The sequence below is a fragment of the Spirosoma sp. 48-14 genome (assembly GCF_001898575.1).
Lineage (GTDB): Bacteria > Bacteroidota > Bacteroidia > Cytophagales > Spirosomataceae > Spirosoma.
The window spans coordinates 46,831-72,002 of record NZ_MKUD01000003.1; the positions used below are offsets into that span (position 1 = coordinate 46,831).

Here is a 25,172-nt window from a genome sequence, read left to right on the forward strand (position 1 = left end):
ATCGCTTATGAAACAACTAATCATCGGTGCTGCTCTGCTCGGTTTACTGGCGTTTGACAAGCCACAAACGCCCAACACGTTAACTGACAAAGAGAAAAAAGAAGGCTGGAAACTACTTTTCGATGGTAAAACAACGAATGGATGGCGAGGGGCTTACAAAGATAAATTCCCCGAAAAAGGCTGGAGTGTAACGGATGGTATGTTGACCATTCAACAATCGGACGGATCCGAATCGCAAAGTTTCGGTGATATTGTCACCGATGGTGAGTACAGCGACTTCGATCTTATGTTTGATTTTAAACTGACCGAAGGTGCCAACAGTGGTGTAAAATACTTCGTCGTTGAGCATTCGCCTAAGCCAAAAGGCTCTGCTTTCGGCCTGGAATTTCAGGTGTTGGACGATGATAAGCATCCTGATGCTAAAATGGGTCGAAACGGAAATCGCACTGTCGGTTCATTGTATGATCTGATTCCAGCATCGGGCAAAAAAGCCAACCCGATCGGCGAATGGAATACAGGCAGAGTGGTATCGAAAGGTAAGCATGTGGAGCACTGGCTCAACGGCACGAAGGTCGTCGAATACGAGCGAGGCAGTGAAAAATTCCGTGAACTGGTCGCTATGAGCAAGTATAAAGCGCCCGACTACAACGCCAACGGACGGTTTGGTGAAGCACCCAAAGGGCATATTCTGCTTCAGGATCACGGAAACCGGGTTTATTACCGCAACATGAAGATAAGAACACTTTAATCAGGTACCGGACACACGGGTCTGGCCCTTCTTTTTTATTTTTACAGTCAAACGTTTCCCTTTCAAATCACATGGAAAATCGTCGTGATTTTATAAAAAAATCTGCACTGGCCGGGCTCGGCATGAGCTTCTCGGCAGGTAGCTACGCTCGCATCCTGGGTTCGAACGACCGGGTTCGGGTGGGTATTGTCGGCTTCTCCGATCGCTTCCGCCAATCGCTGGCCCCTGCTTTTGCAGAACATGCCAAAACGCAGAATTTTGCGTTCGTAGCCGTTTCCGACATCTGGAATCGTCGTCGTGAAGAGGCTGATGCATACCTTAAAGGCAAAGGTCTGAACGACAGCAACTTCTTCAAAGCGCGTAACAACGACGAATTGTTCGAACGGAAAGACGTCGATGCGGTCATTATCAGTACCGCCGACTTCCAGCACGCATTGCATTGCGCGGCTGCTGTTGAATCAGGTCATGATGTCTATTGCGAAAAGCCGTTTGCCGAATCGCTCGAAGATGCCCGGAAAGCTCTGAAAGCTGTAGAAAGCTCCAAAAAGATCGTTCAGATTGGATCACAGCGTCGTTCGGCACCCAACTACCATTCGGCCAATGAATTTATCCGGTCAGGTAAATTCGGTGATATTACCATGGTTGAAATGACCTGGAACGTAAACCAGCCTGGTCGCTGGCGCCGGGCTAAACTCGTTTCCGAAATTCGGAAAGAAGATACCGACTGGGATCGTTACCAACTCAACCGCCCCAAAGTAGCCTGGGATCCACGCAAATACCTTGAGTTCCGGTTGTTCTACCCCTACTCATCAGGGATTCCTGGGCAGTGGATGTCGCACCAGATTGATACGGTACACTGGTTCAGTGGGCTGGATCATCCGCGCTCGGTAGTGGCCAATGGCGGGATCTATAGCTGGAAAGATGGCCGTACGAATGCTGATACCTTCACGGCGGTATTCGATTATGGCCCGGATAATGACAAGGCCAAAGGCTTCCAGGTATTATATTCTTCCCGTATGAACAACGAAGCGGGTGGTGTGAAAGAATACTACTACTCAAACGGGGGTATGATCAACCTTGACACCAACAAGATTTCACCCGAAGGAGGCCTGGAAGAGAAATATGCAAAGGACATGGGCATGAAAGCAAATCTTCTGCCCAGCATGTCGCTTGGCGAAGCGGCTAAAGTTGAAACATCGGCGAACACGGGGGGTGATCCAATGACGTCTTTACACATGCTGAACTGGATGGAATGCGTTCGGAGCCGCAAAGAGCCCAATGCGCCCGCTCGCGTTGGGTTCAATCACTCAGTCGCCAACATCATGGCTACGATGGCGTTACACACCGGCAAACGTGTGACCTGGGATTCTACTAAGCAGGATGTGGTAGTGAGCTAAGTGTTCTGATGGATGATATAGGATGTATGATGTAGTACTTTGGTAGCCCATTACTATATGCTTCATACATCCTATGTCATCCATCACTTTAACAGGGCTGCTCCTATCTGGCAACTTAAGCACTTTTTTACAGAACAAAACTCGTTATAGAGTTCAATAGCCGCCTGCGAGTCGAAAGCGGTACGGATACCCAGTCCGAGCGTATCCCAGCCTTCTGTCAAACGGTTTTTTTCGGCAGGTAATTGTTCCAACAAGCTGATAGCCCGATCAATATAAGCAGGCTCTCCCCGGTGGTGCGCATAAGCCGCTAATAAAGGCACCACAGCATTGACAATAATGCTAACAGCTGACGATTCTCCCAGCGTTGGAACCGTCTTTTCCGATGCTTTTCCAAATCGATAATGTGATTGCCAATACACAGAAGGTGTTATCTGTAAAGACTCCACAAGTAGTTTAGCATCGGCAGTTCCGGCAAATAGGGAAAACAAGCTGGCATTCCGCGTAATCAGGCAGGCTAACTGGGCAACACGAAGAGTCGGGAAATTGGCAGGGCGCAACCTCCCCCACTTCCAGACATACGCCGACATCTGCTTATCCGTAAGCCCATATTTGGACGCCAAAAACCGATACTCACGCTCTAGAGTCTCTATATACGTATCCTGTCCTTTTGCATTCTCATCCAGTAAACCGGCTGTACCAAACAACAGTGCTTCAACCTGAACAAGATTATCACGATGTTTTAACAAAGCTTTCAACGGCACAGACCGACTGAGTTGCTCCATAGGTTCTGCATTTGTCTTGAACCCCATCGTAATAGCCAGCAATCGATAAGCCGTTTCTTCCCAATCTCCACCCGTACTATCAAACAAATCACGCACGACAACTGCCTTTCGCTCAAGCCGTTGCAGCATTGCCTTATCCAGCATAGATGTTATTCGAAGTGGCGATACAGAGCGGAATCGCCCTGCACAGGGAATGGCGTCGGCCGATGTTGTGAGAAGGTGATATCGCTCAAGCAGTAAAGGGTCTGTACGATGATGTAGCTCAAGCGTTGGCAGAGCAGTTCCATTCGTCCGATTAACACGACGACCGGTTACTGCACTATCATCCTGCCACACCACATGAAGAATCACATTATCATAAGCCCGGTCATATTGATGCTTATGGACCAGCCAATCCGATGCCTGCGTATGCATCTCTACCGTTCCTACCCACTCGACATCGTTGATCAGCAAACGAGCATTGGTAAAATCAGGTCCTGCACCATGATTGCGGAAACCAGGTTGAAGAACCTGTATGGCATCACCCTCGGTTGTTGTTAGATTGACTCGCGAAAAGTATTGGTATTGCCAGATAAAATAAAGAAACGATTCCAGCACAGGTATGATGTATAACAAACAGTGTATAATGTACAAGTATTTTTCTATTTCGCGGCACTGGCCTATTTAGGCCAAACACTATCTAAAAGGCGTTTATCAACCTTGTTAAATTGTGTAAGTGGTTTAAGTGTTAACTATTTTGTTAAACCAGTTGTGCCGCGTTCGGAAAAAAACGTTCCTGTAAATCAATGTATTTCCGTTGCCAATAAATTATCTCAGCTTGTAGTTTTTCGACCTTACTAGCATCAGATGGGGCAACCGCTTGAGGTTCCCCTTTAAAGAATAAATCCATATCAATATCTAAGATTGATACGTATTTTTTTAGAATACGCCTTGTAAGCTTCTCAGCCTTAAAGTCACCTTCTACGGTAACTCTATGCATTTCTAGTGCATCTGCAAGCCTTTGAATATCAAAACCTTGCTCCTTAGCAATCTGCTTTAACTTCTTTCCGTGGTGCTCCATTTTAAAATTTTCTTTGATTTTTTCTTTGATTACATCTTGCAAGGTGTGTATACTTGCCACCGTTAAGACGGTAAAATTTACCGTTATAACGGCAAAAAGCAAGTTAATTCTATCTTAAAACACTCCCTTTATTATGCGTAAGAGAATAAGTAAAAGCAAAGGTTTAATTGGTCGCTTGTATGATTTGGCTAAACCGTCGGAACAATTGATGTTCCGGGCCGAACTCCTTAAGGCTCAGGAACAGTATGGAACTGATTATGCAAAACGGTTTCGCGATCATTACCAGTACTGCGAAAACCCCTATGAAGTGCTGTCGATCTATTTAGACTTAGCCCGTAAGCATTTGGGCTATGTCGATGGGCAACCTATGCCAACGGATTCAATGTTAGAAACCCTTCAAATGGAGCAAGCCGCATGAGAACGAACATTAAACAACAATTCATTAACAGGCTGTTAGAGACGAAAGAACCATTTTCGGCAACCTTTCAAGACCGACGCATAAGCCTAAACCAATCCGAAAGAATTACGTTTGAAAGGGTTGGAATAGACTGGTATGCCAATATAGAGCGTACACACACTCTTTTATGTGTTGGCAAATACACCGCAAATAGCGTACACCTGTACCGGCATATAGCTGGCTGTAAACTCTCTGTAATTATTCCCCTCTCCCAACTCCTTCACATTCAACCTATCCAGCAATGACTAACCAACGTGACCAACTCCGTGAAATGCGTAGGCTCCTAGCCAGTGGCCGGGCCGATGATCGTAAGAAAGCCAAAGATATTTTGGCGTCTATCGGACGACATACCAAGCAGGTAAAGAAAGAAGCAGGAAAACAGCAAACCAGCTTGTTCGACTAATGAACGACATTCAAAATGGTTCTTACCTAATGGCCGGGGGAATCTGGGCGGAACTCAACAGGCGCAAATCATTTGCCCGGTTTGCGACCATTAAAAACCTACTCAGTAGCCACATTACCCGAACGCTATACGACGAAAGCCGGGCCGATGTGTTAACCCTCATTAGCCGCAAAATCAGCCGCAAAGAATACCTGATAAAACGGCAGGATGAAGAATTTAACGAACAACTACATAAACAGATAGCCAGCGTAGAAAGCGAAATTTCTACGCTGTTGGCGTTCGTAAAAGCCTTTGACCGTATGGCCGAATTTATGCAGGATGAAACAGCCGGATTTGTCGAAGAATGGTATAAGACCAAACATCAGAATCTAATCTTAAACCAACTGCTCGACGCACAAACCGAACTAGCCCATACATGGGGCGAAACGGCTTTTAAACTCTATGGTGACTATATCCAGCAACAAGCCACTTCCACCAAGTTCACCAATGCCTAACGACATCGACGCGCTAATTGAGCGCAACAACACCACTACGCCGGTAGTGCCTTTAGTCAGCAAAAAACCGTCAAAATGGAAATTTGATATTGCCGAACTAGACAGCAACCGGATAACCCACGAAACCAGCTTTCCCGAACCTATACCCGTTTTGAGCATCAACGGTTCAACCTATGCCGTAGAAAACGAATTGTCGATCATAACCGGGCTACCAAAAGCCGGTAAATCGGCAGTTATTACGGCCATGATAGCCGCGCCGTTCGTATCGGGGAAAGACATTGACACCCTAAGCATTACCGCGCCACCAGTTAAGGGGCGCAATGTCATTTATATAGATACCGAAATGAGTAAAGGCAGTACGCAGAAGCTCCATAACCAAGTTTTGCGAATGATCGACGTAAAAACCACCCCTAAAAACCTTCGTTTCTGGAACTGGAAAAAGTACCGACCTGACGACCGTATCGAAGCCTTAAAAGCAACCTTTGAGCTAATCCCGGACATACATATCATTTTCATTGATGGTATAGCCGATTTTATGGCATCGGTCAACGATGAAGTAAAAGCTAACGAATTACTGGAAATGCTCGGAGACTACGCCGAAGAAAAGAAATGCACCATCATTACAGTGATACACGAAAACTTTGGCAACGGGCAAGCTAGGGGCCACATCGGTAGTGGTTTAGGCCGGAAATGTGCCGGTACTATCTCGATCAAGAAAGACCGGGCCAAAGGCATTACCTCTATCGAATGTAAAACGCTCCGTCATGCTCCCGATTTTGACCCGGTATTTTGCCAATGGGACATTGATCTTAAACGGCTGGCGCTTGTAGACGAAACCATTGCAAAAGCTCTATCGAAGGAATCCAAGAAGACCGAAGAAGAATTAGAAGCCGAAGAACGCGAAAAGCTACGGGCTATATTTAAGCAGTCCTTTGGCATTGATACTATGCTCAGTAAGAAGGAGCTAACTACCCGCGTAACACGTTACTACAACCCAAACAAAGGCATCGTTTCAGAGAAGACCGCCGACAGAGCCATTAAGGACGGTTTAGAATTTGGCTTATTCACCGTCGATGCTCAGAAGAATTACCAGCTAGTAAAAGACTCACCATTTTAACCTATGCCTTAAATGACATAGCCCGGCCTGACAAGCCGGGTTTTTTGTTGTCGAAAATTGAACGATTCAAATTTTTAGACAAAGACAGACACCCCCCGATATATATAGACAGACAGACAAAAATATATATAAGGTAAAAATGTCTGTCTGTCCAAAATGTCCAAACGATTTTAGACATTGTATTTGTCTAAGAATTTCCGAATGAAGCCACAAAAACAGGCTCAAAACAGAATAATGTTCCACACAATCAGCAATATCAGACCTATTGGCAGAATAATATTTTGGACAGACAGACAAAAAGGCCTTATATATAAATATTGTCCGTGTCCGTGTCCAAATGTCTATGTCCAAATATTCTATAAATGGAGTAATCCGGCCAATGCCGGGCGATCTGTAAAGGGAGACGGGTACAACTATTCGACAACTTTTTGAGGACTTTCTAAGGTCTTTACGACCATTCGGCCATTTTTCGGGTAGGACTTTTCGACAACTTTTTAGCTAGCTTTACATATAATAGATTATATAACAGATTTAAAGTATGAAATTCCTACCCAAAGATCAGTATTGGCCCTACTTGCTCTTGGCCGCTAGGGTATTATTAGCTTATACCTTGTTCAACTACGGGTGGGCAAAACTGACCGGTAATCAGTTTGGAGTAGATCAGAAGACCATGAACTTACCCCTAAAAGAGATTGGTTTGTTTCGGCTCTCTTGGTATTTGGCAGACCATCAACCCTTCAAAGCTTTTATTGGTGTATCCCAAATCAGCGTGGCTTTACTATTGATTTTCAACCGGACACTTATCATTGGCGCTTTTGCTTCCATTCCCATTTGGCTTAACATCTTAATGTGGGATATGACCTTTATGGAAGGAATGACTACCGCTTTTACCTTTCGTTTATCTTTTTATCTACTGCTAACGGGATTAATACTCTATCAGTCAAGAGATAAAGTACTACCTGCCTTGCAGAGCGTATCAGAAAAAAGGTCTACAATAACTTACCCTTATTGGGTGTACTTAACTCTACCCGTAGCGGCAATTTGTCTGGAAGTGCTAGGGGCTATTCCAAATGCTATTTTGTTTTATACTGGTCTTTGGGGAAAGTGATTTTCGGGTAGTTAAAATGAGCAGCTGATTAACATAAACGCACTTATACAACAATAGCGGCAACCTTTCCTGATAACTTAGAGTCTCTACTACAAAACAGCTCAACCATCATGAAAATTAACATTCTTGTCCTTTTTGCTCTTCTTAACCTATTGAACTGGCGATGTTCACCCAACGAGCCGGTAGCACCAGTTAAGGTTGATTATGATCAGGCTAGTCGTCAACTAATGCAAGAATTGGCTCCTCAAATTGTGGGTCAGTGGAATCTACGCCAAGTTCAGGTTAAATATAAAAATGAGCATGGTCAGCGTGAACTTAAGATAACCAAGGATACTACCTTCCAAAACTTAGCAACCTTAACAATTATACCTGCGAAGGTCCCTCGTAGCTCGCCTGTTGATACTCGACGTGGTGAATATGATGGAACGATAAGCTATGGTGGCAAAACCTATCCTATTTCCTTCGATATGTTAGCCAATGCAGAGTGGATTGTCTCAAAAAAAGGGCCTCAAACCTTCTTTCTATTTCAATATCATTTTCCGGATGGCTGGCACATTACGGAACCAGAGGAAAATTTCCTGCAAAATGTTGGTTTAGTTGGAGACAATTTTTCTTTAGAAGTAGTCTCAGGACAACCAAAGATGATTTGGCGAGGCTTAAACCGAGGAGTTGAACGAATAGACTTAGTTCGACAATAGTATTCTAACAACAAGCAGTGATTATAAATCTTGACTAGCTTCTCATTTTATTCCCTTTACATAAGTGTAGTTATAAAACCCGTCTGGAAATTATACAAAATACAAACGGTGGCCAAATGAGCCACCGTTTGTATTTTAAGAATATTATTGATTCAACACTTTCAGGCTTATCGGTTGGCCTATGTGTTCGATGATTCGCCGGGCGACTCTGGGCGGAAATACCTGTTTGCCTTTCGCTTTCCATCCAATCTCCTGCTTTATCTCCTCAATCCACGACTCAAACACCTCGATAGAAACCCCGTCGTACATCGTCAAAAAATCCTGTTTGCAAAATTTGGCTTGTGTCTTAACTCCAGTTTTCTCGCTCATACTCGTACTAACTAGGGTTTTCGGGCGAATTGCCCGACTAAGTTAGTTATACCTAAATCAATAGCAAAATCAATACTAATCTTGTGCCGTTCAAAACAGCAAGGTTAGTAATGGCAGATATTAACACGGTTTATGCTGGCGTAGCGGAATACTTCGACCCAAAGGCCGATAGTGGGGTGCCAAACTTTAACGGGAATATTTTCAACCCAGTAGGCAATAATAAATGGCTCGAAGAAATGCCGTTTTGGCCCGGACTGGATGCAATCAACAAAGCATCTAGCTCTACCATACAAGCCGTAAAAGTGGCTTATAGCGGCACAACACAAGCCGAACGAACCCAGTGGTTAACCGACCGAATTACGGCTATTGACAACCGGGTTTCCTTCATCAAAGGGCGGGTTAACCAATTGCTGAATAACCTAAAGGATTCGGGCGACCCTACTTATGATGCCCTGCTAAAAACGTTTACGGTGGCTGTTTCGGCAGTCCCGGTAGTGGGGCAAGTGGTCAATTACTTTGTCGGTCAACAGCAAACCGCGCAAGCCGTTCAACTGCTACAGGTTCAGACGCTAATTCGTGACTATACGGCAGACCTAAACCAAATCGGGCAAATACGGTCAGGACTCCTAAAAGAACTCCAAGCGGCTCCATCTACGACCGGAACCGGGCCGAAAAACGAAGCACCAAACCCCAACGCAGTCTATTACTGGCTGGCTGGTTTCGCGCTCCTGTTCCTGCTGTTCGTCTACCTCAAAAAACGTAACCGTCGTAAGCGATGAATAAGAAAGGTTTCATACTCATAGCGGCTATCGCTTTACTAGTCCTATGGATTCTTTACAAGGTCAACACAGCCCAACGGCTCATTTTTGACTTGGGAGTACCCCAACAGATTTCCGTACAATCGGGGGCGTTGACGTTCATTTTGCCGGTTCGGATAACCAACAACTCAAGCGGTTCTATCCGTATCAAATCGGCGGATTTCGATGTGCTGAGTTCGGGCAAAGTGATTGGCCGGGCGTTGGTCACTCAGGCAATCACAACCGCACCAAAAGCCGTAACGGTAATGCCTGTTAGTGTTACCATCGGTCTGCTGGACACCATCAGCGCAGCTAGTTCAGTCTGGGCGTCGTTACAGGCCGGAAAAGTTAACCTGACCTTAGACGGGCTCGTGTATGCCGAACTATTCCAATTCCCGGTAAAACAGTCCTTTGACCTGCAAAGCGACTTGCTGAAAAACTTCACCAAAATTTTCTAACGATGAATGAAGAAGTAGACCTTTCAGGCATTTCCGATGCAGACATACGGGCGTACCTGCTCGACATGGGTATTGACCCGGACAAGGCGTTAAGTGATTCGGATAAAGCCACGATTACGCAAAGCAAAACGACCGCGCAACAGACGGGCAATTCTAAGCTCATCAACACGGTCAACACGATCTTAGGCTTTATCAATACCGAGATTGGTGTACTGTCGAAAAACGGCATTATCGGCAAACAACAGCTTTCCAGCACCTACCCTACGCTGGGCAATCTGGCCGGTAGCAGTTCGACCGATACCACCAACACTGACAACGCACCCGATACCAGCAACCGCGTTTTTAACATCGACTTTACCAGCCCAACCACGTTGATTATCGTTTTCGGGGTCGTTGTCCTGCTCTTTTACTTCCTCTTTTTTAAACCAAAATCTAAAAATGGCAAACGTTAGAATTGCTCAGATTGGGCAGGTACGGGCCAACCGACCTATCTACGAAATCGCATTGAATGGACGCAAATTCGCGGCTATCGTAAACTACGCCAATCAGGTAGAGTTTGCTGGCCCGGCAGTTATCCGAAGTCTTGGCATTTCGTCCATTTATGCCGATACGCTCGAACGCTCCCTAAACGCAGAAATCGTTTCAGCACTTGGCTTCACGGGTTCGCAGACCTTTTATGATAGCCGGTTCCCGTATCAGCAAATAGGCACCGGACTAGCCTATGTTACGGACTTCCTGCCGTATCTGGGTTGGAAATCACTTAACCCGGTCAACTTCGTCAATCGGGTTATTTAATCACTTTCTCTTTCCTCTTTTTTACCAGTAAACAACAACTACAATGGCAGATGTAAAGATTTCCCAGATGGGGCAACAGACCGCTAGTTTACCCTTTTATGAAGCGGTTCTGACGACAACCGGACGAAAGTATGTGATCGGTTGCGATGGTGGCGGGGTTATGCTCGTTAAAACGCGGCAATGGCTCCTGAACATGGGCTATGCTCAGGCTTTGGCAAACCAGTTTGAAGACGGGGCCGATGCCGATATTAAAGCAGCTCTCAAACTGAGTGCCGGTAACACCACCAATTTAGACAGCCGTTTCCCGGTTGCCAGTCTGGGCGATGGTTTCCAGATGGTTACAGGCTACGACCGTACAACGGGCTGGGCGTCGGGCTATCCTAAAGATACCATTACGACAACTTGGGGGGCGTCGGGTTCGTCGGGTTCAGGTAGTGGCTCGTCGGGTTCGGGTAGTGGTTCGTCTGGCTCGGGTAGTGGTTCGTCTGGCTCGGGTTCATCGGGTTCGGGTGGCTCGACCGATACGGGCGGAACCGTGACCTACCAAGCCGCAACGATTGGCGAACAGATAACGACCTTCCTATCGAACTACTGGTGGGTAGTGGTTATTCTGGCTCTGCTCCTGCTTTGGAATCCAATCATTGCCCCCGCGCTGGGCATGGGCAAAAAGCGTAAACGCTCTTATCGGTAAGAACCAACAAGGGCAACGTCAATAAGGCCCACCAACGGAGCCGGGCAATATCAATAAGACCCGGCCATACATCAACCTCATTCACTTTTTAACCTCTCTTAAAGCAATGGCAAAAGCACCGCGTAAGCCCAAAAAATCGGCTCCTCTTTCAAGCTGGGAAAACTACGACGCTAAAAAAGCGGAGTATGATAAAAACAAAAAGAAAAAGGATGCTCTCGTAAAGAAGCACTCTAAGTAAGTCATTAGCCCGGCTCTGTTATCGGGGCCGGGCTAAATCTCTAAGCCGATGGACAATACACAGGATGCAATCAGCTACTTACGCCATTACAAAACCCCATTTTGGCGGATAATGAACGGTTCGGCTAAGGTTGGCGAGTATGCCGCAAACGACAATTTAGAACAGTCGATTGCAGACTTTCAAACGGCCTTAACCTTCCTTCCGGCTGGCACATACAAGCTAAAGGCCGCAGACAAGCCCGATAAGTACAACGGGGCATTTGAAACCACCTTCACTAAAGGCCAAAACAGCCCGGCTATGCAACAAAATTCGTTTCAGGCTCCATCTACCAATGCTTACGGTATTCCTGACCACGTAAAGCGGGAAATTGAAACACAAGCCCGTAAAGACTTTATGCTCGAACAGCTAACCAATGAGGTTCGGGAACTAAAGGAAACGGTTCGAAAAATCGAACAATACCTTAAAGAAGATGCAGACGGAGACGGTACACCCGACATTTTCCAGACCGCAAAAAATGCAGCCGACACGGTGCAAAAGGTTGGCGAAATCAAGAAAGTATTCACCGGCTCAAGTGTCTTTGGTGACTGATCTAGCCAAAGCCCTACAAGCCTTTTATAACCTCAAAAATGGAACAGACCACGAAGCAAATCGAACTTACCCAGGAATATGTATTGAGCCAATTAAAGCGGCTCTATAAAGCCTTAGAGAAATCCTTCAACAATCCAGATGCACCGGGCGAAGGTTCAGTAAAAGCCATCGAAGTAATTGAAAATCTGGCGGATATGATTGAAGAAGATCCGACTATGATTAAGGCCGTTCTGACCGAAAACAACCTACGCGCTCTGAAATCCTTGCAGGAGAAACAGGCAAAAGGGGGCGTTGGGGTTCTGGACTTCTTCAATGCTTTCCCCGACATCGGCAACGCTGTCAAGCAATCGTTTAACCCGTTCAAAAAGTAATGGAAACCAACTCGTTCAAATCGCAAATCGACGTTAACAAAGTGCTGTTCTGGGTGCTCCTGCTTTATCTGTTCTGGCAGATAAAACGCGGCTGGGATAAGAGCAAAACACAGGTGTACTCGGAGAATGCCGGGTCTGATCTGTCTACCCAACAGGCTATCCAATTCCGGCAAGCCATGAACCCAAGCGGTTCGGGTTGGCTCATGAGTTTCGACGGAACAGATACCGCGTCCATTCTGGCAACGGCGGGACAAATCAAAAGCTTTGCCGATGTGTCACAGGCATACCGGGCTTTGTACGGTGACGATCTGACCAGCGATCTAACGAACGAGTTAAGCCGGGAAGATTTGGCCCAATTATGGGCAATCATCAACGGAACGAAGGCCACCACGACCACCGGGGGAACCAGCACCGGAACAACATCTGGCACGACCACTACCCAGCCTGCAACCACGGCAACTGGCAAAATGGTAACGGCTACCACTACGGCCAACATCCGAATTGATAAGGCTCCCTACGGTGTAGAAACCGACTTCTTAGGCCGAAACATTCAGGCTAAGAAAGGACAGGTACTTGGTAAATACGTCTCGGAAAAAGTCATTCCCGATGTACCCAACAAAGGCAACCGAAACACCTTTGTTCGCTATGCCGAAACCTCATTAGGCGGTTTAGTTACCTCGTATCACTGGATAGTTAAAACCGCCGTCTCGATTAAATAACCCACTTATGGCACTGGCATATGAAAGCAAAGTACCGGCTTCTTACCGGGCGGCATTTGTCGAAAAGGTTAAGGCGATCTGCTCAAGACTGGGAATTAATCCCGATTGGCTGATGATCGTGATGGACTTTGAGAGTGCAGGTAAGTTCACATCAACCGTAACCAATTCGGGTTCGGGGGCCGTTGGTCTAATCCAGTTTACCGAAAGCGGCATCAGTGGTTTAGGGGTAACGCTGGCGCAATTGAAGGCCATGACCGCCGTGCAACAATTGGACTATGTAGAGAAGTATTTAACGCCCTACAAGTCGAAGTTTGCGACCGTCTATGATGTATACCTAGCGGTGTTTGCCCCGGCCTATCTGGGCAAGCCAGACGCAACTATCGTCTATACAAAATCGGCAACCACCGACATTGGCAAACGTCGGTATGAGCTAAATAAAGCCTTAGACACGAATGGAGACGGGAACATTACCATTTGGGAAATCAAACAGGTAATCAGAAACCGGGTTCCTCTTACGGTCGATTCGGGCGTAAGTCCTGAAAACAAAGTCCTGCCTATTCTGGCTCTAGTCGTTTTCTCTTTCCTCTTTTTTAACCGTTCATAACCAATGGCAAAAACGTTCAAAGTGCTATCCGAAGCACAATCTGTAACCCCCAAAGTCGGAGACAAAACAACAATCATCAACGCATCATCGGGCAATATTTTCATTACCGACGAAGCAACTGATACGGCGCTAAACTCATTGCCCTATCTTGAAAAAATGGCCGTTCTAAACAGTCTTTACAGCCTGACACCGGGGGCAAGTAAATCGTTGTCAACGGCAAACGGGGCGGTCAATGTTTCGTTTGCAATGGGGTTCGGGCAATCGGCTGTATTGCTCGTTGAAAATAATTCATAGTCTCACCTAAAACACTCCTCAAAGCAATGAATAAAGGATTTGTAAAACGCTCTCAGTTTCAAACTATTTCCCTAACTGATGCAAGTATCAAGACGATACTTGTAGAGGGTGACGAAGCCTATATTTGCGTTATGAACTCAAATGCTGGCAACCAATGTGCAGTCCGAAGGCAATCGGAACGAGACCAGCAAAAAGTTTTACAAGCTTCCGGTTTGATAAGTACACAGCCATCATTGTCGGAATGGCCTATAGTAGATTATCTGTATGGCCGGGTGTCGTTAGATGTTCCAAATTTGGCCGGTTCCTTGCAGAACCTTCAAATCACTACGACCGCAGGCCAGACAATGAACACTGAACGTATTCGAAGCCAAAACGTAGGCATTAAAGAATATATCGACCTGAAAGCAACGAATACCTCTTTCCCATTAAACATCTGCATCGAAACCGTTCATTATGTTCCGGTTGAGATGATAGGCGCGTAAGTCGTTCAGTCCTCACGTAGTCCTTCACAGGCCGGGGCCACCGTCCCGGCCTTTTTTCTGTTCAACCTTCCTCTTTTTATGAAACGGTTTCTATTTGTACTGTTGGCAGTACCTACCCTCCTATTTGCCCATCCACCAACCAATGCCCCTAACGGCTTGCTCTATGCCGATAGAGTACCGGCTCCCTACCGGGCCGCGTTTGTCGCTCAGGTAACGGAAATAGCCGGACGATTGCAGGTTAAACCCGAATGGCTGATGGTTGTGATGTGCTTTGAAACGGCGGGAACGTTTCGGGCTAACATCAAAAATCCCTATTCCGGGGCCGTTGGTCTGATCCAGTTTACCAAATACGGTATCCGACGTTTAGACACGACCGTACCCAAATTAGGCCGGATGGATGCCATCGAACAGCTTGTTTGGGTAGAGCGATATTTTGCCCCCTATGCCGGGCAAATGCACAGCGTTTACGACTGCTATATCGTGGTATTCGCACCGGCTTATCTGGGTAAACCAGACCGGCAAGTATTGTACCGCGCTGACGGGCCAACGGCTTTAGACCGTAGGCGATACCGCTATAATAAAACACTCGATACTAACCGCGACGGGCTAATCACCATAGCCGATGTAAAGAGCCAGATACGGCGGTTAGTGCCTTCCAACGTTTAACCACCTTTCACCATGAGAACCTACGAAATCGAAGATAAAGAAGCCGAGTTAAAGGCCGAATTAGCCCGGCTTGCCTTAGAGAAAACCCAACAGGCAGAACGCGAACGGGAAGAGAAACTAGACCAGATTGCCGGGTATGAAGAACAGGCCCAAATCTACCGCCAACAGGCCGTTAAGGCGTTGAGCGATGATGACAAACAACGGCTCTACCGCTATGCCGATGATGCCGAGACTCAGGCCCAAGAATTACGGAAAGAGCTAGGTTTAGTGACTCCTGAACAATTGCAGGATGATGAAACCGATAAGCAGAAAAAGACCCGGTATCGGTTAACTGATCTGCTCCGTAAAGCCTTGTTTTTATACTTAACCTACTTACTAGGGGACTATTGCAGTGCCATCGTCGAACAGGGTTTTTTGTCCTTTGCGCTCAAGTCCGTAACGTCTATTTTCTATGCCGTTACGATTACTTTGGGCGGTTCATGGCTAGCTTATTCCGTATTGTCTCCGTTCCTTTCCGACTACATTCTAAAGGACGTTCGGGCCGATTTTAAACAGGCCGGGCCAACGGTTCGGCTTGCGCTCCTGCTGGGTTTGTTCTTTTCCATCCTGTTCGTTCTGGCAACGCTGGCAACTCATGGCAACTAACCTAACCCTAACTGCCCCTTATGAGCAATGCGTTTACCAGCGCAATGCCGATAACAGTGCCTTAATTCCGATAACAGGCAATGCTCCGGGAGCAAGCGAAGTAACAGCAACCTTTGAAGTTGTGCCGGTTGGCGACGTTCAGATGTTAGCCTATGCCGTTCCGATTGCGGCTACTATTCCCGTAAATGCCGATGGTTCGTTTGCTAACAGCGTATCGGTTCCGGGTGGCTGGTACAAACTCACCGTTTCGGCGGGTAGTGAACAGGCCGTTATCAGTCGGGTAGGCGTTGGCGAAGTGTTCATAAAATTCGGACACAGCTATATGGACGGGGGCCATGATGCCACCCACCAACTACCGGCCAACGACGAACGAGTTATTACCCTGCTCGATGATATGGCAAGCCGCAATTACCAGTTTGGTAAGCTAACCGGAAAGGTTGGCCCAATGAACGGCACTCCTGATGCTTGGGGTCAATTTGGCGATCTGCTGGTAAAACGGCTCAATGTGCCGGTATTGATTTACGGGAGTGCCTATGGCGGTTCTAACCTGAAGATGAACTTAGAAGTCATTCACGGCTTACCGCTTACCCACGAACCACCGGGCTATGCCGGGCCACAAAGCCGACAACCCTTTGCCCCCTTAGAAACGGTACTAACCAACTACGTGCCTAAAACGGGGGTTCGGGCCATCTTGGTAGAGCATGGGTATAACGACCGGGGAACCAGCCGGGAAACGTTTCTAAGCGAACTAAACGAGTTCTTTAGCTATGTGCGGCAACATTGGCAAGTAGACCGTTTGCCGATTGTGATGGTACAGGAACAGTTAACCGCCGTTCCAGGCTCTTTGTATGACATCCCAACCGCACAGGCACAGCAAGATTTTATGGCAACCTTTCCAGCCGTTTGGAAAGGGCCGGATTTTAACGGTTCGGCGTGGAATGGCCTTTTTACCAACCATGACCATTTATACGGGTATATGATTGATCTGTTTGCCCAACAATGGGCCGATAGTTTAACCCCTTCATTTTTTGCTCAGTCTATCCCCTATCTGGCTAGGGATGTTCCGGCCATGATTGACAGTAGTACCGATGCCGTAGCTAATGCACCGACCGGCATACAGGCCATTGATTGGGTACTGTTAATCTTTACGGGCATCGTGTTCGTGTTGTTCTACATCCGACGTAACCGGACAATAGGCATAAGTTTTTTACTGCTGGCTCTCCTGTGTTTGGCTCGATTAGTCCGGTAGTGTTCCATGAACCAGATAACAGCCGGGGCGTTGCTCTGGCTGTTTCTTAATTCAGGAGAATATTTTGTTAGCCAGGCTATTTTTTACCCAGATAGCTGCCGATCTGTCCCGGCTCCTACGCTGGCCAGTGACCCACATCGCAAATTTTACCGGCTCCAACCAAATTTAATTCGGAAACAGGCATGATTGCAGACTTAGAAAAGGCAGGGATATTCCGGCAGATAACGACCGAAAACCGGCCAACGTTGGTCTTAGCGGCTCCGTTGCTGATTACCATTACCCCGGCTGTTCTGAAATCCTTACATAAGGCGTACCCCAAAAGCTCAGAAATCGGGGGCGTTCTGTTTACCTATCCCGATGCTCAGGCCCGAACGCTCAGGATTACCAAATGGGTACAACTACCGAACCTGTTAGACGACCCGCGCAAAGCCTATGCAACCAGCAAAGCCGCGTTAAGCTCTGCACTATCGGATTGCATTAATTCGGGGGCTTTGCCGATTACGTTCCATACGCACCCTGTAACCGGCACAGGTGACACGGCCTATGATAGTCAAGGGATAAAGTTTTATGACCGTACCAGTTCGGCAGATAGGCACAATTCGTATTTACCAATTACCATCGAAGGCCGTACCGTCGTGATGCCATCAGCTCTATTGGTTGGAGACGATAAGGATGCCACCAGCACCCATATAAGTTTATATAGTGGGTTTATTGCCCCGATGTCGTTACGGGCGTTACGCGATGCCGAAAAGTATTATTTGTTTGTAGCTGGCGGTATTCTGCTAATCCTGTTTGCGCTGGGCAAAGTTGGGCGTCATGCCGCGCTATACTGCTTACTGCTGGCCTGTGTGGTGTTCTATATTGAAGAGCGCAAAAGGCCGCGCTACTCCAATGATGCAGACGGAAACCTACTAATTCTGCTTCCTTAGTTTCACTTAAACTTTCCTCTAATGATTAGTCAAGACAACATTACGTTAAGCCAACGGCTTACGGCTCCTACGCCGAAATTCTTTAAGACGCTCCGTACCATCGGGCTAACGTTAGCGGCTGTCGGTGGAGCCGTAATAGCCGCGCCAGTCGCGCCGATCATTGCCACCATCGGCGGTTATCTGCTCACAGCCGGAACGGTAGCGAGTGCCGTATCAAGTTTGCCAGTTGACTATGGCAAACTAAACCAGTAACAATAGTAAAATCAGAACAATTACAATAAAAAAGCCCGGTCCAATTGGCCGGGCTTTTTTATTTGATACTATTTAATTCTCAATTCATTTTTCATTTCCGAAATAATTTTCGACTCAATACTCTTGAAAGGCTCATCTGTTTTGAATTTTTCGCCAGCTTTAAAAAATTTATTAGCTAAATCTATCCTTTGCTCCTTATCGAGTTCTATTTTGAGCAATGTATTATGAGTATAAAAAACATCAAAGCAAGATTGCAATTCTTCTCTAATTGCTATTAACCCGTGCAATATCTCATCTTTTATAAATGGCTTATTTATAGTATAATAATCAATAAAACCCTTAAATAACATAAAGATTTCATTACTCATTTCATCATTATTCCCAGCATATTGATAATACTGTATTTTACTTTTCAAATCGTATATCAGCTTTAAAAGTGTTTTATGAACCTCAATCTTCTCCTTAAAAACCCCACTGTATGATATTTTAAATTGCTCTATAGAATTATCTATTTTTTCTTTGATTGCAACATAAAATAGAATATTACCTAAGAGCGTAATTATAGCAGGTATAAATAGGGAATCCATCGTATTAAATATTTTTTATTATTTTGTTTAGATACAAGTTTTAACAAAGAAACAAAAGAAAGTTCATATCTCCCATAACAATAAAAGCCCGGTCCAATTCAGCCGGGCTTTTTGATTGAGTTAATTAGAGGTTATTACAATTATCGTCTTTTGCCAGTGCAAGCTGTGACCGTTTTAGTTGTTTTTCCCACTTCCTGCAATGTTGTTCTTAGTGTCATAACTAGGTCATTGCCAGAAATAGCCCCTTCTCCATCAACTTCAACATGATAGGGAAAGCCGTTTCTATTCTCATCCGAGACATAGGTATCTAACTTAAAATTCCCATCACTTGTAAGTTTTGCAGTGAACTTGCCTGTTGATGTCGATAAAGCAACACCATTCTCTTTATCCGTTTTTGTCATCAACAACAAATCGTTACTTTCTGGTGATATTGCTGGAGAAGTCATTTTTACTTTTAAATCGTAGCTCCCCAAATACTTATCTCTAGGGTCAACGTCTACATTTTTCTTACAGCCAGATAAGGCCATCAATAAAATTAGGGATGTGGTTAAATACTTCATTGTGAATGGTACTACTTAAATTTCTCGTAGATGTCGTTATCTATGAACGTTCCCAACTTTCGCAAATACACTTCTGTACTTCTAAGGTTACTATGTCCGTTCTGTTGCTGTATAGCTTTCAGGTTTACATCGGCTCTAAATAGTTTAATATTGCCGGTATGCTTCCAGCTATAAAGGGTATGCTTTCCAACTATTTTTAAGTCCCTCAGAATTCTAGCATGACGACTATACAAAGCACTCATACTAATTACTGTTAAACCCGGTTTACCACCCTTGCCGAAAATATAGAAATCAGGGTCATAATTACGGATAGATAACTGTTCTATCAGTTGCTCAAGCGGTTTAGGAATCGTCGGTGTTTTGGTTATATCGGTCTTATTGTATTTAGCTCTATACACTACCGAACGATCCCGCAAATCCTTAACCCGTAACAATCTGACTTCTTGGCCAGGCCGGGCGAATGTGTAATGAACGAAGTAGACAAATAGAAGCAGTTGCCAATCTTGCCTCTTTCTTATCTCAGAAAAAACCTGATCTGCTTCTAAGTCGGTAAAAGGCTCGTGCATCTCTGAACTTGACGGGAAATCCTTTATATGCCGGGCCGGGCTTACTGAGTATCGTTCGCGTCCGGGTTCCGCAAAGAAATTACAAGCAACCTTTAACCGGGCTATCATACTGTTACGGCTCGAATTACTAATGGGCAGGCGTACCAGATAATGCACAAAATCATTGCAGATTGCCGGGGTTAAGTCCTTTGTTTTTAAATCCTCTAATCCCGCACTTTTGGCATAGGCTTTCCACTTATCGACAAACATTCTGTATGCCTTATGTGAATTTTCGGCTAATACTGGTTTTTGATAATCTAAATAATTGGCAAGCTCATTGATAAATGAGGGCTCCTTTTTGGCTGTTGTTTCTACAGGCTCGGCTTTCTTAATGCTCGGATTATATACTGCGCCGTTCTCTAACTGCTGATTGATAAACCGTTCCCATTTTTCGGCTTCAATTAATCGTTTCTTAGGGTCTTTAATGTTGTTGAACTTAGAAAAGAATCTACGCTCCTTACGCTGGGCTACAACATTCCACTGATAGAACTCTAATAACCATGTTTTTCCGGGGTTGTAGTCATAATGATACAACTTACACAGCCTGTACGGCGGACTGTGTTTTTCTCCTTTTTCAGGGGCTTGCATGGAGGATACTGTTAATCGGTTTGTTAAGCTCAAAAGGCTATACATAAAAAAAGACTGTTTATGGTTAATAAACAGCCTTTTAGATACGAAATAGAAAATAATGTACAATTATCTGCATGTGTGAGCAGAAAACCAAATACATCAGGCTGGCTAACGAAACCCAAATCCGTACTGTTTTACATTCTCCCTAAGTAACTCTTCATTTCCTGTTGCAGGCGTTTAGCCTCCGCACGAGCCTGTTCGGCAAAGTCAGTCCCCGTGGAAGCATATAGTATACTCCGTGAGGCATTAACCAATAGCCCGCCATCGGCAGTGAGTCCGTATCTGGACACATCGGCCAGCGAGCCCCCTTGTGCACCTACACCCGGAACCAGCAAAAAGTTTTTTGGCGCTAACGTTCTGATTCTTCCCAGTTCTTTAGCCTGGGTGGCACCTACTACAAACATAAGCTTATCAGGCCCAGCCCATGTTTGGGCCGTCTCAATAACGGTTTCGAATAACTCCTGGTCAGCTACAGCCTGTCGTTGAAAATCGGCACTTCCAGGGTTTGATGTTAATGCCAGCAAAATGACCCATTTCCCTTCATAAGCCAGAAAAGGCGTTACAGAATCATGTCCCATATAGGGGGCCACAGTGACCGAGTCGAACGATAATCCTGCCGCCGTTGGTTCAAAGAATGTACGGGCATACAAATCTGACGTATTGCCAATATCTCCCCGTTTGGCATCTGCAATTGTAAAACAATCGGCAGGAATATAGTCCAACGTTTTCTGAAGGCTTTCCCATCCACGTGGCCCCTGCGCTTCATAAAAAGCTATATTAGGTTTATAGGCTACAGTATAGGCAGCAGTTGCGTCGATGATTGCTTTATTAAATGCAAAAACCGGGTCTTTTTCGGCCAGTAAGTGAGTGGGGATTTTTCGGAGATCGGTATCTAGACCAACACAGAGATAAGACTGTTTCTGAAGGATCTGGCTACTTAATTCGGAGTACGTCATGCTGAATCAACAAAAAACCATTTAAAAATGATTCTGCCCAAAAGTACAACTTACCGAGCCGGTTTCATAAATTTGCCAGCAAGATAACGTATTGCCTACGAAACAAATTGCTACCATGCAAGTCCGCCAAACGGCCATTGAGGGTCTCATCGAACTGATTCCACGCATCTTTGACGATGAACGTGGTCATTTTTTCGAATCCTATAATAAACCTCTATTTGCATCGCTGGGGCTGCCTATGGAGTTTGTACAGGACAACCAGTCGTTTTCTGTTAAAGGGGTCTTGCGGGGATTGCATATGCAAAATGAACCCTTTGCCCAGGGAAAACTAGTACGAGTCATTACTGGACAGGTACTGGATATTGCGGTCGATCTACGACCCGACTCGCCAACCTTTGGCCAATACGAAACATTTCTGCTGGATGCCAAACTTTCCAATATGGCCTATATTCCTGAAGGTTTTGCGCATGGATTTGTGGCACTGGAAGATAGTATATTCAGTTATAAATGTACAAATGTGTACAACAAAGCTTCTGAATCTGGTATTATCTGGAACGACCCCGACCTGAATATTGACTGGGGCATTAAAAATCCAATAGTGTCCGAAAAAGACCAAGAGTTAAAGTTACTACGTGAAGTGTTCCCCCAGTCTGTTGTCTGATGGACCATCGTTTATTCTGATACCAATCGGTTTAAACTTAATGCATGGAAAACCCAAGGGCAATCCTGGAAAAATATACTGATAACAAGGCTCTTTATTAATTACAACCCCTGATGAGAAGGATTCATCAGGGGTTGGTTTGTTTATTACAATTAGCAAAGTTATTTTGATTGCAGTTTCCCAGATTGTCTCTACTAGAATCACAACCGATTCTTTTGTAGAAATAATACCTTGGGGGTATTAAACGGTATACATATTCACTAAACTTATCTCTTTGTTACTATTCCGTTCTAGCTGCTTATGGAACATGTTTACAGGTACCTTTCCACCCAAAAAAATCAACTTCTTTTTATCTCGTCAATCTGGATTTTTTCAGCTGCAGCTATTAACCCTTATGGAGAATTCCCTTTCAATGACGACTGGGCCTATGCACAATCGGTACAAGCCTTAGTTGAAAAGCATACCTTTTACATGTCTCCATGGACTAGCACGAACCTGGTGGTTCAGATTGGCTGGGGAACTTTATTCTGCCTTCCATTTGGCTTTTCCTTTACCGCCCTCCGTATTTCAACACTAGTAGCCGGCTTACTAGGCCTATGGGGCACATACCGTCTTATCTATAAAGTGACTGATAACAGCCGTTACGCCTTCATTGGTACTTTGTTGATGTTGGCGAACCCAATGTATCTGGGTTTATCGGCTTCCTTCATGACCGATATACCGTTTTATACACTAATGGTATGGTCGCTGGCCTATATGGCTGAGGGGCTGCGGGAAGACGAGTTTTTACCCCTGCTGATCGGCTTATTTCTTGCGGCCCTTGCGCTGCTGGTTCGCCAGTTAGGCATCAGCCTATTTGTAGGCTTTAGTCTTGCCTATGTGGTTCGTAAGGGCATTAACTGGAAAACAATATCCGTTGGAGCAATCAGCATAGCTACATGCTTGGCCATCCAGTTGCTTTATCAGCGATGGCTTGACTATATGATGCCTGAACTGATTGCCTACAATGTACAGGCTAACAATTTCTTCAGTAAAAGTTTTTATGAACGGCCGCTTATTCACGACTTTTTTAATAATACGTTTGTCGTTGTAATGTATACGGGCGTCTTTATGACTCCTTATTTTCTCCTATTAATTACAAAAGGGAGCCTGGCCAGTCTGCGGAAAAATCTATTACTATTTATTTGCCTGACTGGTATAGTTCTTAGCCTTTGGTTGTATTTTTTTCAGGGCACGCTCATGCCTATCTGGTGGAATGTACTGAATGCATTTGGATTAGGCCCTATGCTTATGCGGGATATGTTTTATCGATTATATACCCTGCCAACACCTACTTTTTTACGCGTTGCCATGGGTTTCGTAACGATAGGCAGTATCTTCGGTAGTGTTTGCGTTATTTACTATTTTATCAGGATCATTCGTTATTTAACTCATCGCCCTACCTCAGCCATACAACGCTCTATCGGTATCCTGTTCCTTTCAGTAACCTGCATTTATTACTTTCCGATGAGTTTACAGGGCCTTTTTGATCGATACCTTCTTCCTATTCCTGCCTTACTGCTTATCATGATTTATATGGTTCGAGCAAATTCTGCTCGGACTAAACCATCCCCCACTTTATCAATACCGCTCTATTTATCGACAAGCATATTTCTGATCAGCCTTGCCTATAACATCTGTACGACTCATGACTATCTGGCCTGGAACCGTGTCCGTTGGCAATCCCTTAATAATCTCCTAAAACAAGGAATAAAATTAACAGATATTGATGGTGGGTTTGAATTTAACGGGTGGCACCTGTATAATTCATCTTATAAGGTCAGCTCTGATAAAAGCTTTTGGTGGGTCCATGACGATAACTATGTACTTGGAGCAAGTGTATTACCAGGTTTTACTCTATATCAGGAATTACCCGTTAACACATGGCTCCCATATGGACTTCAGAAGCTCTATATCGGCAAAAAAATAAATAATTCCAGTCCGCAATCAACCCAATAATCATCTTCCGGTGCCATTAACGCCTGGATAGATGGTAACTTCGTAGGTTATTTTTCGTACATCTCTTCCAGCACTTTTCGGCTTACCTTGCGAGCCGATAAAGGATTTTGTCCAGTAACCAGCCGTTCATCAACCTCAATATAAGGCATAAATGGAATCAGACTCTTACTGTAAAGGGCGCTTTTCTGCCTTAAAGCGTCTTCCAGCAAAAAAGGGACTTCTTCATCAAGCCGAACCAATTTCTCCTCCATATTGGAAAAGCCCGTTACCTGCCGTTTATCCAGGAGAAAACTTCCATCCGATAACTTAACATTAAGCAACGCGCTTACACCGTGGCAAACGGCAGCTACCATCCCACCATGTTCGTAAATCTGCCGGGTTATGCGTAGAATAGACTCATTAGCCGGAAAATCCCACATCGTTCCGTGCCCTCCTGCGAAATAAATGATCTGATATCGAGCTGGATCGATATCATCCAAGCGCAGGGAATTCTCTAATTTTGATCGGAACGTAGTATTGTTATACCATTTTTCATTGATAGTATCCCGTCGATCTATGCTTTTTTCATCCAACGGTATAACACCACCGTTCGGGCTGGCGAAGTCGTAAGGTAAGTTTCGATCGGCCAGTTCATCGTAGAAATGCGTAGCCTCACTTAACCACAATCCGGTCTTATGGGGCTTGGTCGGAAAGTCCGTATGGTTCGTACAAACAATTAGTACGCGATAGGTAGGGTCCATAAGTAAAAGCAGTAGTCCGTTTAC

35 protein-coding genes are annotated in these 25,172 nt (G+C 45.2%); 27 read left to right on the forward strand and 8 right to left on the reverse strand.

Going from position 1 to position 25,172, the window contains the following annotated elements; translation table 11 throughout:
- The first annotated feature begins 7 nt into the window (after positions 1-7).
- Positions 8-748: a DUF1080 domain-containing protein gene (locus BGO59_RS04620; RefSeq protein WP_293681294.1), complete on the forward strand. Its 741-nt coding sequence runs from the start codon at positions 8-10 to the stop codon at positions 746-748.
- Between the two features lie 71 nt (positions 749-819).
- On the forward strand, positions 820-2,145 hold the full coding sequence (locus tag BGO59_RS04625) for a Gfo/Idh/MocA family oxidoreductase (RefSeq protein WP_293681297.1): 1,326 nt from the start codon (positions 820-822) through the stop codon (positions 2,143-2,145).
- 83 nt (positions 2,146-2,228) lie between these two features.
- Here BGO59_RS04625 and BGO59_RS04630 read toward each other — a convergent pair whose 3' ends face one another.
- Positions 2,229-3,524: a DUF2851 family protein gene (locus BGO59_RS04630; protein ID WP_293681300.1), complete on the reverse strand. Its 1,296-nt coding sequence runs from the start codon at positions 3,522-3,524 to the stop codon at positions 2,229-2,231.
- Between the two features lie 142 nt (positions 3,525-3,666).
- Entirely contained in the window at positions 3,667-4,089 is a 423-nt protein-coding gene (locus BGO59_RS04635) for a hypothetical protein (RefSeq protein ID WP_293681303.1), read from the reverse strand.
- Between the two features lie 31 nt (positions 4,090-4,120).
- On the opposite strand from BGO59_RS04635, the gene BGO59_RS04640 reads away from it, so the two are divergent.
- From BGO59_RS04640 to BGO59_RS04665, 6 genes are all read left to right on the forward strand, one after another.
- The gene (locus BGO59_RS04640; RefSeq protein WP_293681306.1) at positions 4,121-4,405 is read left to right on the forward strand and encodes a hypothetical protein; all 285 of its coding nucleotides are present in this window, start codon (positions 4,121-4,123) and stop codon (positions 4,403-4,405) included.
- Between the two features lie 280 nt (positions 4,406-4,685).
- On the forward strand, positions 4,686-4,847 hold the full coding sequence (locus BGO59_RS04645; RefSeq protein ID WP_293681309.1) for a hypothetical protein: 162 nt from the start codon (positions 4,686-4,688) through the stop codon (positions 4,845-4,847).
- Positions 4,847-5,341: a hypothetical protein gene (locus BGO59_RS04650; RefSeq protein ID WP_293681311.1), complete on the forward strand. Its 495-nt coding sequence runs from the start codon at positions 4,847-4,849 to the stop codon at positions 5,339-5,341. The genes BGO59_RS04645 and BGO59_RS04650 overlap by 1 nt, the downstream gene beginning before the upstream one ends.
- A complete protein-coding gene (locus tag BGO59_RS04655; RefSeq protein ID WP_293681314.1) occupies positions 5,334-6,458 on the forward strand; it encodes an AAA family ATPase in 1,125 nt (374 codons plus the stop codon). Before BGO59_RS04650 ends, BGO59_RS04655 begins: the two co-directional genes overlap by 8 nt.
- Positions 6,459-6,996: 538 nt before the next feature.
- Positions 6,997-7,566 carry a DoxX family membrane protein gene (locus BGO59_RS04660; RefSeq protein ID WP_293681317.1) on the forward strand — a complete coding sequence of 190 codons (570 nt, stop codon included), beginning with the start codon at positions 6,997-6,999 and terminating at the stop codon, positions 7,564-7,566.
- Between the two features lie 110 nt (positions 7,567-7,676).
- Positions 7,677-8,264, forward strand: coding sequence for a hypothetical protein (locus tag BGO59_RS04665; protein ID WP_293681320.1), 588 nt, complete (start codon positions 7,677-7,679; stop codon positions 8,262-8,264).
- Positions 8,265-8,408: 144 nt separating this feature from the next.
- Here BGO59_RS04665 and BGO59_RS04670 read toward each other — a convergent pair whose 3' ends face one another.
- Positions 8,409-8,633, reverse strand: coding sequence for a hypothetical protein (locus tag BGO59_RS04670; RefSeq protein WP_080057271.1), 225 nt, complete (start codon positions 8,631-8,633; stop codon positions 8,409-8,411).
- Positions 8,634-8,743: 110 nt separating this feature from the next.
- Between BGO59_RS04670 and BGO59_RS04675 the strand changes: the two genes are divergently transcribed.
- The 17 genes from BGO59_RS04675 to BGO59_RS04755 all read left to right on the forward strand — a co-directional run bounded on the left by BGO59_RS04675 (position 8,744) and on the right by BGO59_RS04755 (position 18,411).
- Positions 8,744-9,412 carry a hypothetical protein gene (locus BGO59_RS04675; RefSeq protein ID WP_293681329.1) on the forward strand — a complete coding sequence of 223 codons (669 nt, stop codon included), beginning with the start codon at positions 8,744-8,746 and terminating at the stop codon, positions 9,410-9,412.
- The gene (locus BGO59_RS04680; protein WP_293681332.1) at positions 9,409-9,888 is read left to right on the forward strand and encodes an LEA type 2 family protein; all 480 of its coding nucleotides are present in this window, start codon (positions 9,409-9,411) and stop codon (positions 9,886-9,888) included. Before BGO59_RS04675 ends, BGO59_RS04680 begins: the two co-directional genes overlap by 4 nt.
- Before the next feature lie 2 nt (positions 9,889-9,890).
- Positions 9,891-10,340, forward strand: coding sequence for a hypothetical protein (locus tag BGO59_RS04685; protein ID WP_080057274.1), 450 nt, complete (start codon positions 9,891-9,893; stop codon positions 10,338-10,340).
- Entirely contained in the window at positions 10,327-10,683 is a 357-nt protein-coding gene (locus BGO59_RS04690; RefSeq protein ID WP_293681335.1) for a hypothetical protein, read from the forward strand. The genes BGO59_RS04685 and BGO59_RS04690 overlap by 14 nt, the downstream gene beginning before the upstream one ends.
- A gap of 43 nt (positions 10,684-10,726) precedes the next feature.
- Positions 10,727-11,374, forward strand: coding sequence for a hypothetical protein (locus BGO59_RS04695; protein ID WP_293681338.1), 648 nt, complete (start codon positions 10,727-10,729; stop codon positions 11,372-11,374).
- A gap of 106 nt (positions 11,375-11,480) precedes the next feature.
- Entirely contained in the window at positions 11,481-11,612 is a 132-nt protein-coding gene (locus tag BGO59_RS04700; protein WP_293681341.1) for a hypothetical protein, read from the forward strand.
- 48 nt (positions 11,613-11,660) lie between these two features.
- Positions 11,661-12,200 (forward strand): hypothetical protein, encoded by a 540-nt coding sequence (locus BGO59_RS04705; protein ID WP_293681344.1) that lies wholly within the window; start codon positions 11,661-11,663, stop codon positions 12,198-12,200.
- Between the two features lie 38 nt (positions 12,201-12,238).
- Positions 12,239-12,571, forward strand: coding sequence for a hypothetical protein (locus BGO59_RS04710; protein ID WP_293681347.1), 333 nt, complete (start codon positions 12,239-12,241; stop codon positions 12,569-12,571).
- On the forward strand, positions 12,571-13,290 hold the full coding sequence (locus BGO59_RS04715; RefSeq protein WP_293681350.1) for a hypothetical protein: 720 nt from the start codon (positions 12,571-12,573) through the stop codon (positions 13,288-13,290). Before BGO59_RS04710 ends, BGO59_RS04715 begins: the two co-directional genes overlap by 1 nt.
- Positions 13,291-13,297: 7 nt before the next feature.
- Positions 13,298-13,894 (forward strand): hypothetical protein, encoded by a 597-nt coding sequence (locus BGO59_RS04720; protein ID WP_293681353.1) that lies wholly within the window; start codon positions 13,298-13,300, stop codon positions 13,892-13,894.
- Positions 13,895-13,897: 3 nt separating this feature from the next.
- Positions 13,898-14,188: a hypothetical protein gene (locus tag BGO59_RS04725; protein ID WP_293681356.1), complete on the forward strand. Its 291-nt coding sequence runs from the start codon at positions 13,898-13,900 to the stop codon at positions 14,186-14,188.
- A 26-nt stretch (positions 14,189-14,214) separates the two neighbouring features.
- Positions 14,215-14,670, forward strand: a complete 456-nt coding sequence (locus tag BGO59_RS04730) for a hypothetical protein (protein WP_293681359.1) — start codon at positions 14,215-14,217, stop codon at positions 14,668-14,670.
- A 78-nt stretch (positions 14,671-14,748) separates the two neighbouring features.
- Positions 14,749-15,336 (forward strand): hypothetical protein, encoded by a 588-nt coding sequence (locus BGO59_RS04735; RefSeq protein WP_293681362.1) that lies wholly within the window; start codon positions 14,749-14,751, stop codon positions 15,334-15,336.
- A gap of 12 nt (positions 15,337-15,348) precedes the next feature.
- Positions 15,349-15,981, forward strand: a complete 633-nt coding sequence (locus BGO59_RS04740) for a hypothetical protein (RefSeq protein WP_293681365.1) — start codon at positions 15,349-15,351, stop codon at positions 15,979-15,981.
- Complete coding sequence (locus BGO59_RS04745) at positions 15,971-17,230, forward strand: hypothetical protein (protein ID WP_293681368.1); 1,260 nt, start codon at positions 15,971-15,973, stop codon at positions 17,228-17,230. Before BGO59_RS04740 ends, BGO59_RS04745 begins: the two co-directional genes overlap by 11 nt.
- Before the next feature lie 182 nt (positions 17,231-17,412).
- Positions 17,413-18,159 (forward strand): hypothetical protein, encoded by a 747-nt coding sequence (locus tag BGO59_RS04750; protein ID WP_293681371.1) that lies wholly within the window; start codon positions 17,413-17,415, stop codon positions 18,157-18,159.
- Positions 18,160-18,180: 21 nt separating this feature from the next.
- Positions 18,181-18,411, forward strand: coding sequence for a hypothetical protein (locus BGO59_RS04755; protein ID WP_293681373.1), 231 nt, complete (start codon positions 18,181-18,183; stop codon positions 18,409-18,411).
- Positions 18,412-18,479: 68 nt separating this feature from the next.
- Here BGO59_RS04755 and BGO59_RS04760 read toward each other — a convergent pair whose 3' ends face one another.
- The 4 genes from BGO59_RS04760 to pyrF form a co-directional block, all read right to left on the reverse strand.
- Positions 18,480-18,998 carry a hypothetical protein gene (locus BGO59_RS04760; RefSeq protein WP_293681376.1) on the reverse strand — a complete coding sequence of 173 codons (519 nt, stop codon included), beginning with the start codon at positions 18,996-18,998 and terminating at the stop codon, positions 18,480-18,482.
- 140 nt (positions 18,999-19,138) lie between these two features.
- Positions 19,139-19,558 (reverse strand): hypothetical protein, encoded by a 420-nt coding sequence (locus BGO59_RS04765; protein WP_293681379.1) that lies wholly within the window; start codon positions 19,556-19,558, stop codon positions 19,139-19,141.
- Between the two features lie 11 nt (positions 19,559-19,569).
- Positions 19,570-20,751 carry a site-specific integrase gene (locus tag BGO59_RS04770; protein ID WP_293681382.1) on the reverse strand — a complete coding sequence of 394 codons (1,182 nt, stop codon included), beginning with the start codon at positions 20,749-20,751 and terminating at the stop codon, positions 19,570-19,572.
- A gap of 176 nt (positions 20,752-20,927) precedes the next feature.
- Entirely contained in the window at positions 20,928-21,749 is an 822-nt protein-coding gene (gene pyrF, locus BGO59_RS04775) for an orotidine-5'-phosphate decarboxylase (protein WP_293681385.1), read from the reverse strand.
- A gap of 115 nt (positions 21,750-21,864) precedes the next feature.
- Here pyrF and rfbC point away from each other — a divergent pair, with 115 nt between their 5' ends.
- Both rfbC and BGO59_RS04785 read left to right on the forward strand, forming a co-directional pair.
- On the forward strand, positions 21,865-22,410 hold the full coding sequence (gene rfbC, locus BGO59_RS04780; RefSeq protein ID WP_293681388.1) for a dTDP-4-dehydrorhamnose 3,5-epimerase: 546 nt from the start codon (positions 21,865-21,867) through the stop codon (positions 22,408-22,410).
- A 300-nt stretch (positions 22,411-22,710) separates the two neighbouring features.
- Positions 22,711-24,408 (forward strand): glycosyltransferase family 39 protein, encoded by a 1,698-nt coding sequence (locus tag BGO59_RS04785; protein WP_293681391.1) that lies wholly within the window; start codon positions 22,711-22,713, stop codon positions 24,406-24,408.
- A gap of 47 nt (positions 24,409-24,455) precedes the next feature.
- On the opposite strand, the gene BGO59_RS04790 is transcribed toward BGO59_RS04785, so the two are convergent.
- Entirely contained in the window at positions 24,456-25,148 is a 693-nt protein-coding gene (locus tag BGO59_RS04790; RefSeq protein ID WP_293681394.1) for a type 1 glutamine amidotransferase domain-containing protein, read from the reverse strand.
- Positions 25,149-25,172: the final 24 nt, after the last annotated feature.

Bases quoted from the DNA above. Each gene is read 5' to 3' on its own strand.
- BGO59_RS04660 (WP_293681317.1), top strand. From the start codon at position 6,997: ATGAAATTCCTACCCAAAGATCAGTATTGGCCCTACTTGCTCTTGGCC.
- BGO59_RS04680 (WP_293681332.1), top strand. From the start codon at position 9,409: ATGAATAAGAAAGGTTTCATACTCATAGCGGCTATCGCTTTACTAGTC.
- BGO59_RS04750 (WP_293681371.1), top strand. From the start codon at position 17,413: ATGATTGCAGACTTAGAAAAGGCAGGGATATTCCGGCAGATAACGACC.
- pyrF (WP_293681385.1), bottom strand. From the start codon at position 21,749: ATGACGTACTCCGAATTAAGTAGCCAGATCCTTCAGAAACAGTCTTAT.
- BGO59_RS04640 (WP_293681306.1), top strand. From the start codon at position 4,121: ATGCGTAAGAGAATAAGTAAAAGCAAAGGTTTAATTGGTCGCTTGTAT.
- BGO59_RS04705 (WP_293681344.1), top strand. From the start codon at position 11,661: ATGGACAATACACAGGATGCAATCAGCTACTTACGCCATTACAAAACC.
- rfbC (WP_293681388.1), top strand. From the start codon at position 21,865: ATGCAAGTCCGCCAAACGGCCATTGAGGGTCTCATCGAACTGATTCCA.
- BGO59_RS04725 (WP_293681356.1), top strand. From the start codon at position 13,898: ATGGCAAAAACGTTCAAAGTGCTATCCGAAGCACAATCTGTAACCCCC.
- BGO59_RS04720 (WP_293681353.1), top strand. From the start codon at position 13,298: ATGGCACTGGCATATGAAAGCAAAGTACCGGCTTCTTACCGGGCGGCA.
- BGO59_RS04625 (WP_293681297.1), top strand. From the start codon at position 820: ATGGAAAATCGTCGTGATTTTATAAAAAAATCTGCACTGGCCGGGCTC.
- BGO59_RS04770 (WP_293681382.1), bottom strand. From the start codon at position 20,751: ATGCAAGCCCCTGAAAAAGGAGAAAAACACAGTCCGCCGTACAGGCTG.
- BGO59_RS04695 (WP_293681338.1), top strand. From the start codon at position 10,727: ATGGCAGATGTAAAGATTTCCCAGATGGGGCAACAGACCGCTAGTTTA.
- BGO59_RS04685 (WP_080057274.1), top strand. From the start codon at position 9,891: ATGAATGAAGAAGTAGACCTTTCAGGCATTTCCGATGCAGACATACGG.
- BGO59_RS04730 (WP_293681359.1), top strand. From the start codon at position 14,215: ATGAATAAAGGATTTGTAAAACGCTCTCAGTTTCAAACTATTTCCCTA.
- BGO59_RS04650 (WP_293681311.1), top strand. From the start codon at position 4,847: ATGAACGACATTCAAAATGGTTCTTACCTAATGGCCGGGGGAATCTGG.
- BGO59_RS04765 (WP_293681379.1), bottom strand. From the start codon at position 19,558: ATGAAGTATTTAACCACATCCCTAATTTTATTGATGGCCTTATCTGGC.
- BGO59_RS04790 (WP_293681394.1), bottom strand. From the start codon at position 25,148: ATGGACCCTACCTATCGCGTACTAATTGTTTGTACGAACCATACGGAC.
- BGO59_RS04735 (WP_293681362.1), top strand. From the start codon at position 14,749: ATGAAACGGTTTCTATTTGTACTGTTGGCAGTACCTACCCTCCTATTT.
- BGO59_RS04670 (WP_080057271.1), bottom strand. From the start codon at position 8,633: ATGAGCGAGAAAACTGGAGTTAAGACACAAGCCAAATTTTGCAAACAG.
- BGO59_RS04655 (WP_293681314.1), top strand. From the start codon at position 5,334: ATGCCTAACGACATCGACGCGCTAATTGAGCGCAACAACACCACTACG.
- BGO59_RS04760 (WP_293681376.1), bottom strand. From the start codon at position 18,998: ATGGATTCCCTATTTATACCTGCTATAATTACGCTCTTAGGTAATATT.
- BGO59_RS04755 (WP_293681373.1), top strand. From the start codon at position 18,181: ATGATTAGTCAAGACAACATTACGTTAAGCCAACGGCTTACGGCTCCT.
- BGO59_RS04715 (WP_293681350.1), top strand. From the start codon at position 12,571: ATGGAAACCAACTCGTTCAAATCGCAAATCGACGTTAACAAAGTGCTG.
- BGO59_RS04745 (WP_293681368.1), top strand. From the start codon at position 15,971: ATGGCAACTAACCTAACCCTAACTGCCCCTTATGAGCAATGCGTTTAC.
- BGO59_RS04690 (WP_293681335.1), top strand. From the start codon at position 10,327: ATGGCAAACGTTAGAATTGCTCAGATTGGGCAGGTACGGGCCAACCGA.
- BGO59_RS04620 (WP_293681294.1), top strand. From the start codon at position 8: ATGAAACAACTAATCATCGGTGCTGCTCTGCTCGGTTTACTGGCGTTT.
- BGO59_RS04665 (WP_293681320.1), top strand. From the start codon at position 7,677: ATGAAAATTAACATTCTTGTCCTTTTTGCTCTTCTTAACCTATTGAAC.
- BGO59_RS04710 (WP_293681347.1), top strand. From the start codon at position 12,239: ATGGAACAGACCACGAAGCAAATCGAACTTACCCAGGAATATGTATTG.
- BGO59_RS04785 (WP_293681391.1), top strand. From the start codon at position 22,711: ATGGAACATGTTTACAGGTACCTTTCCACCCAAAAAAATCAACTTCTT.
- BGO59_RS04740 (WP_293681365.1), top strand. From the start codon at position 15,349: ATGAGAACCTACGAAATCGAAGATAAAGAAGCCGAGTTAAAGGCCGAA.
- BGO59_RS04645 (WP_293681309.1), top strand. From the start codon at position 4,686: ATGACTAACCAACGTGACCAACTCCGTGAAATGCGTAGGCTCCTAGCC.
- BGO59_RS04700 (WP_293681341.1), top strand. From the start codon at position 11,481: ATGGCAAAAGCACCGCGTAAGCCCAAAAAATCGGCTCCTCTTTCAAGC.
- BGO59_RS04675 (WP_293681329.1), top strand. From the start codon at position 8,744: ATGGCAGATATTAACACGGTTTATGCTGGCGTAGCGGAATACTTCGAC.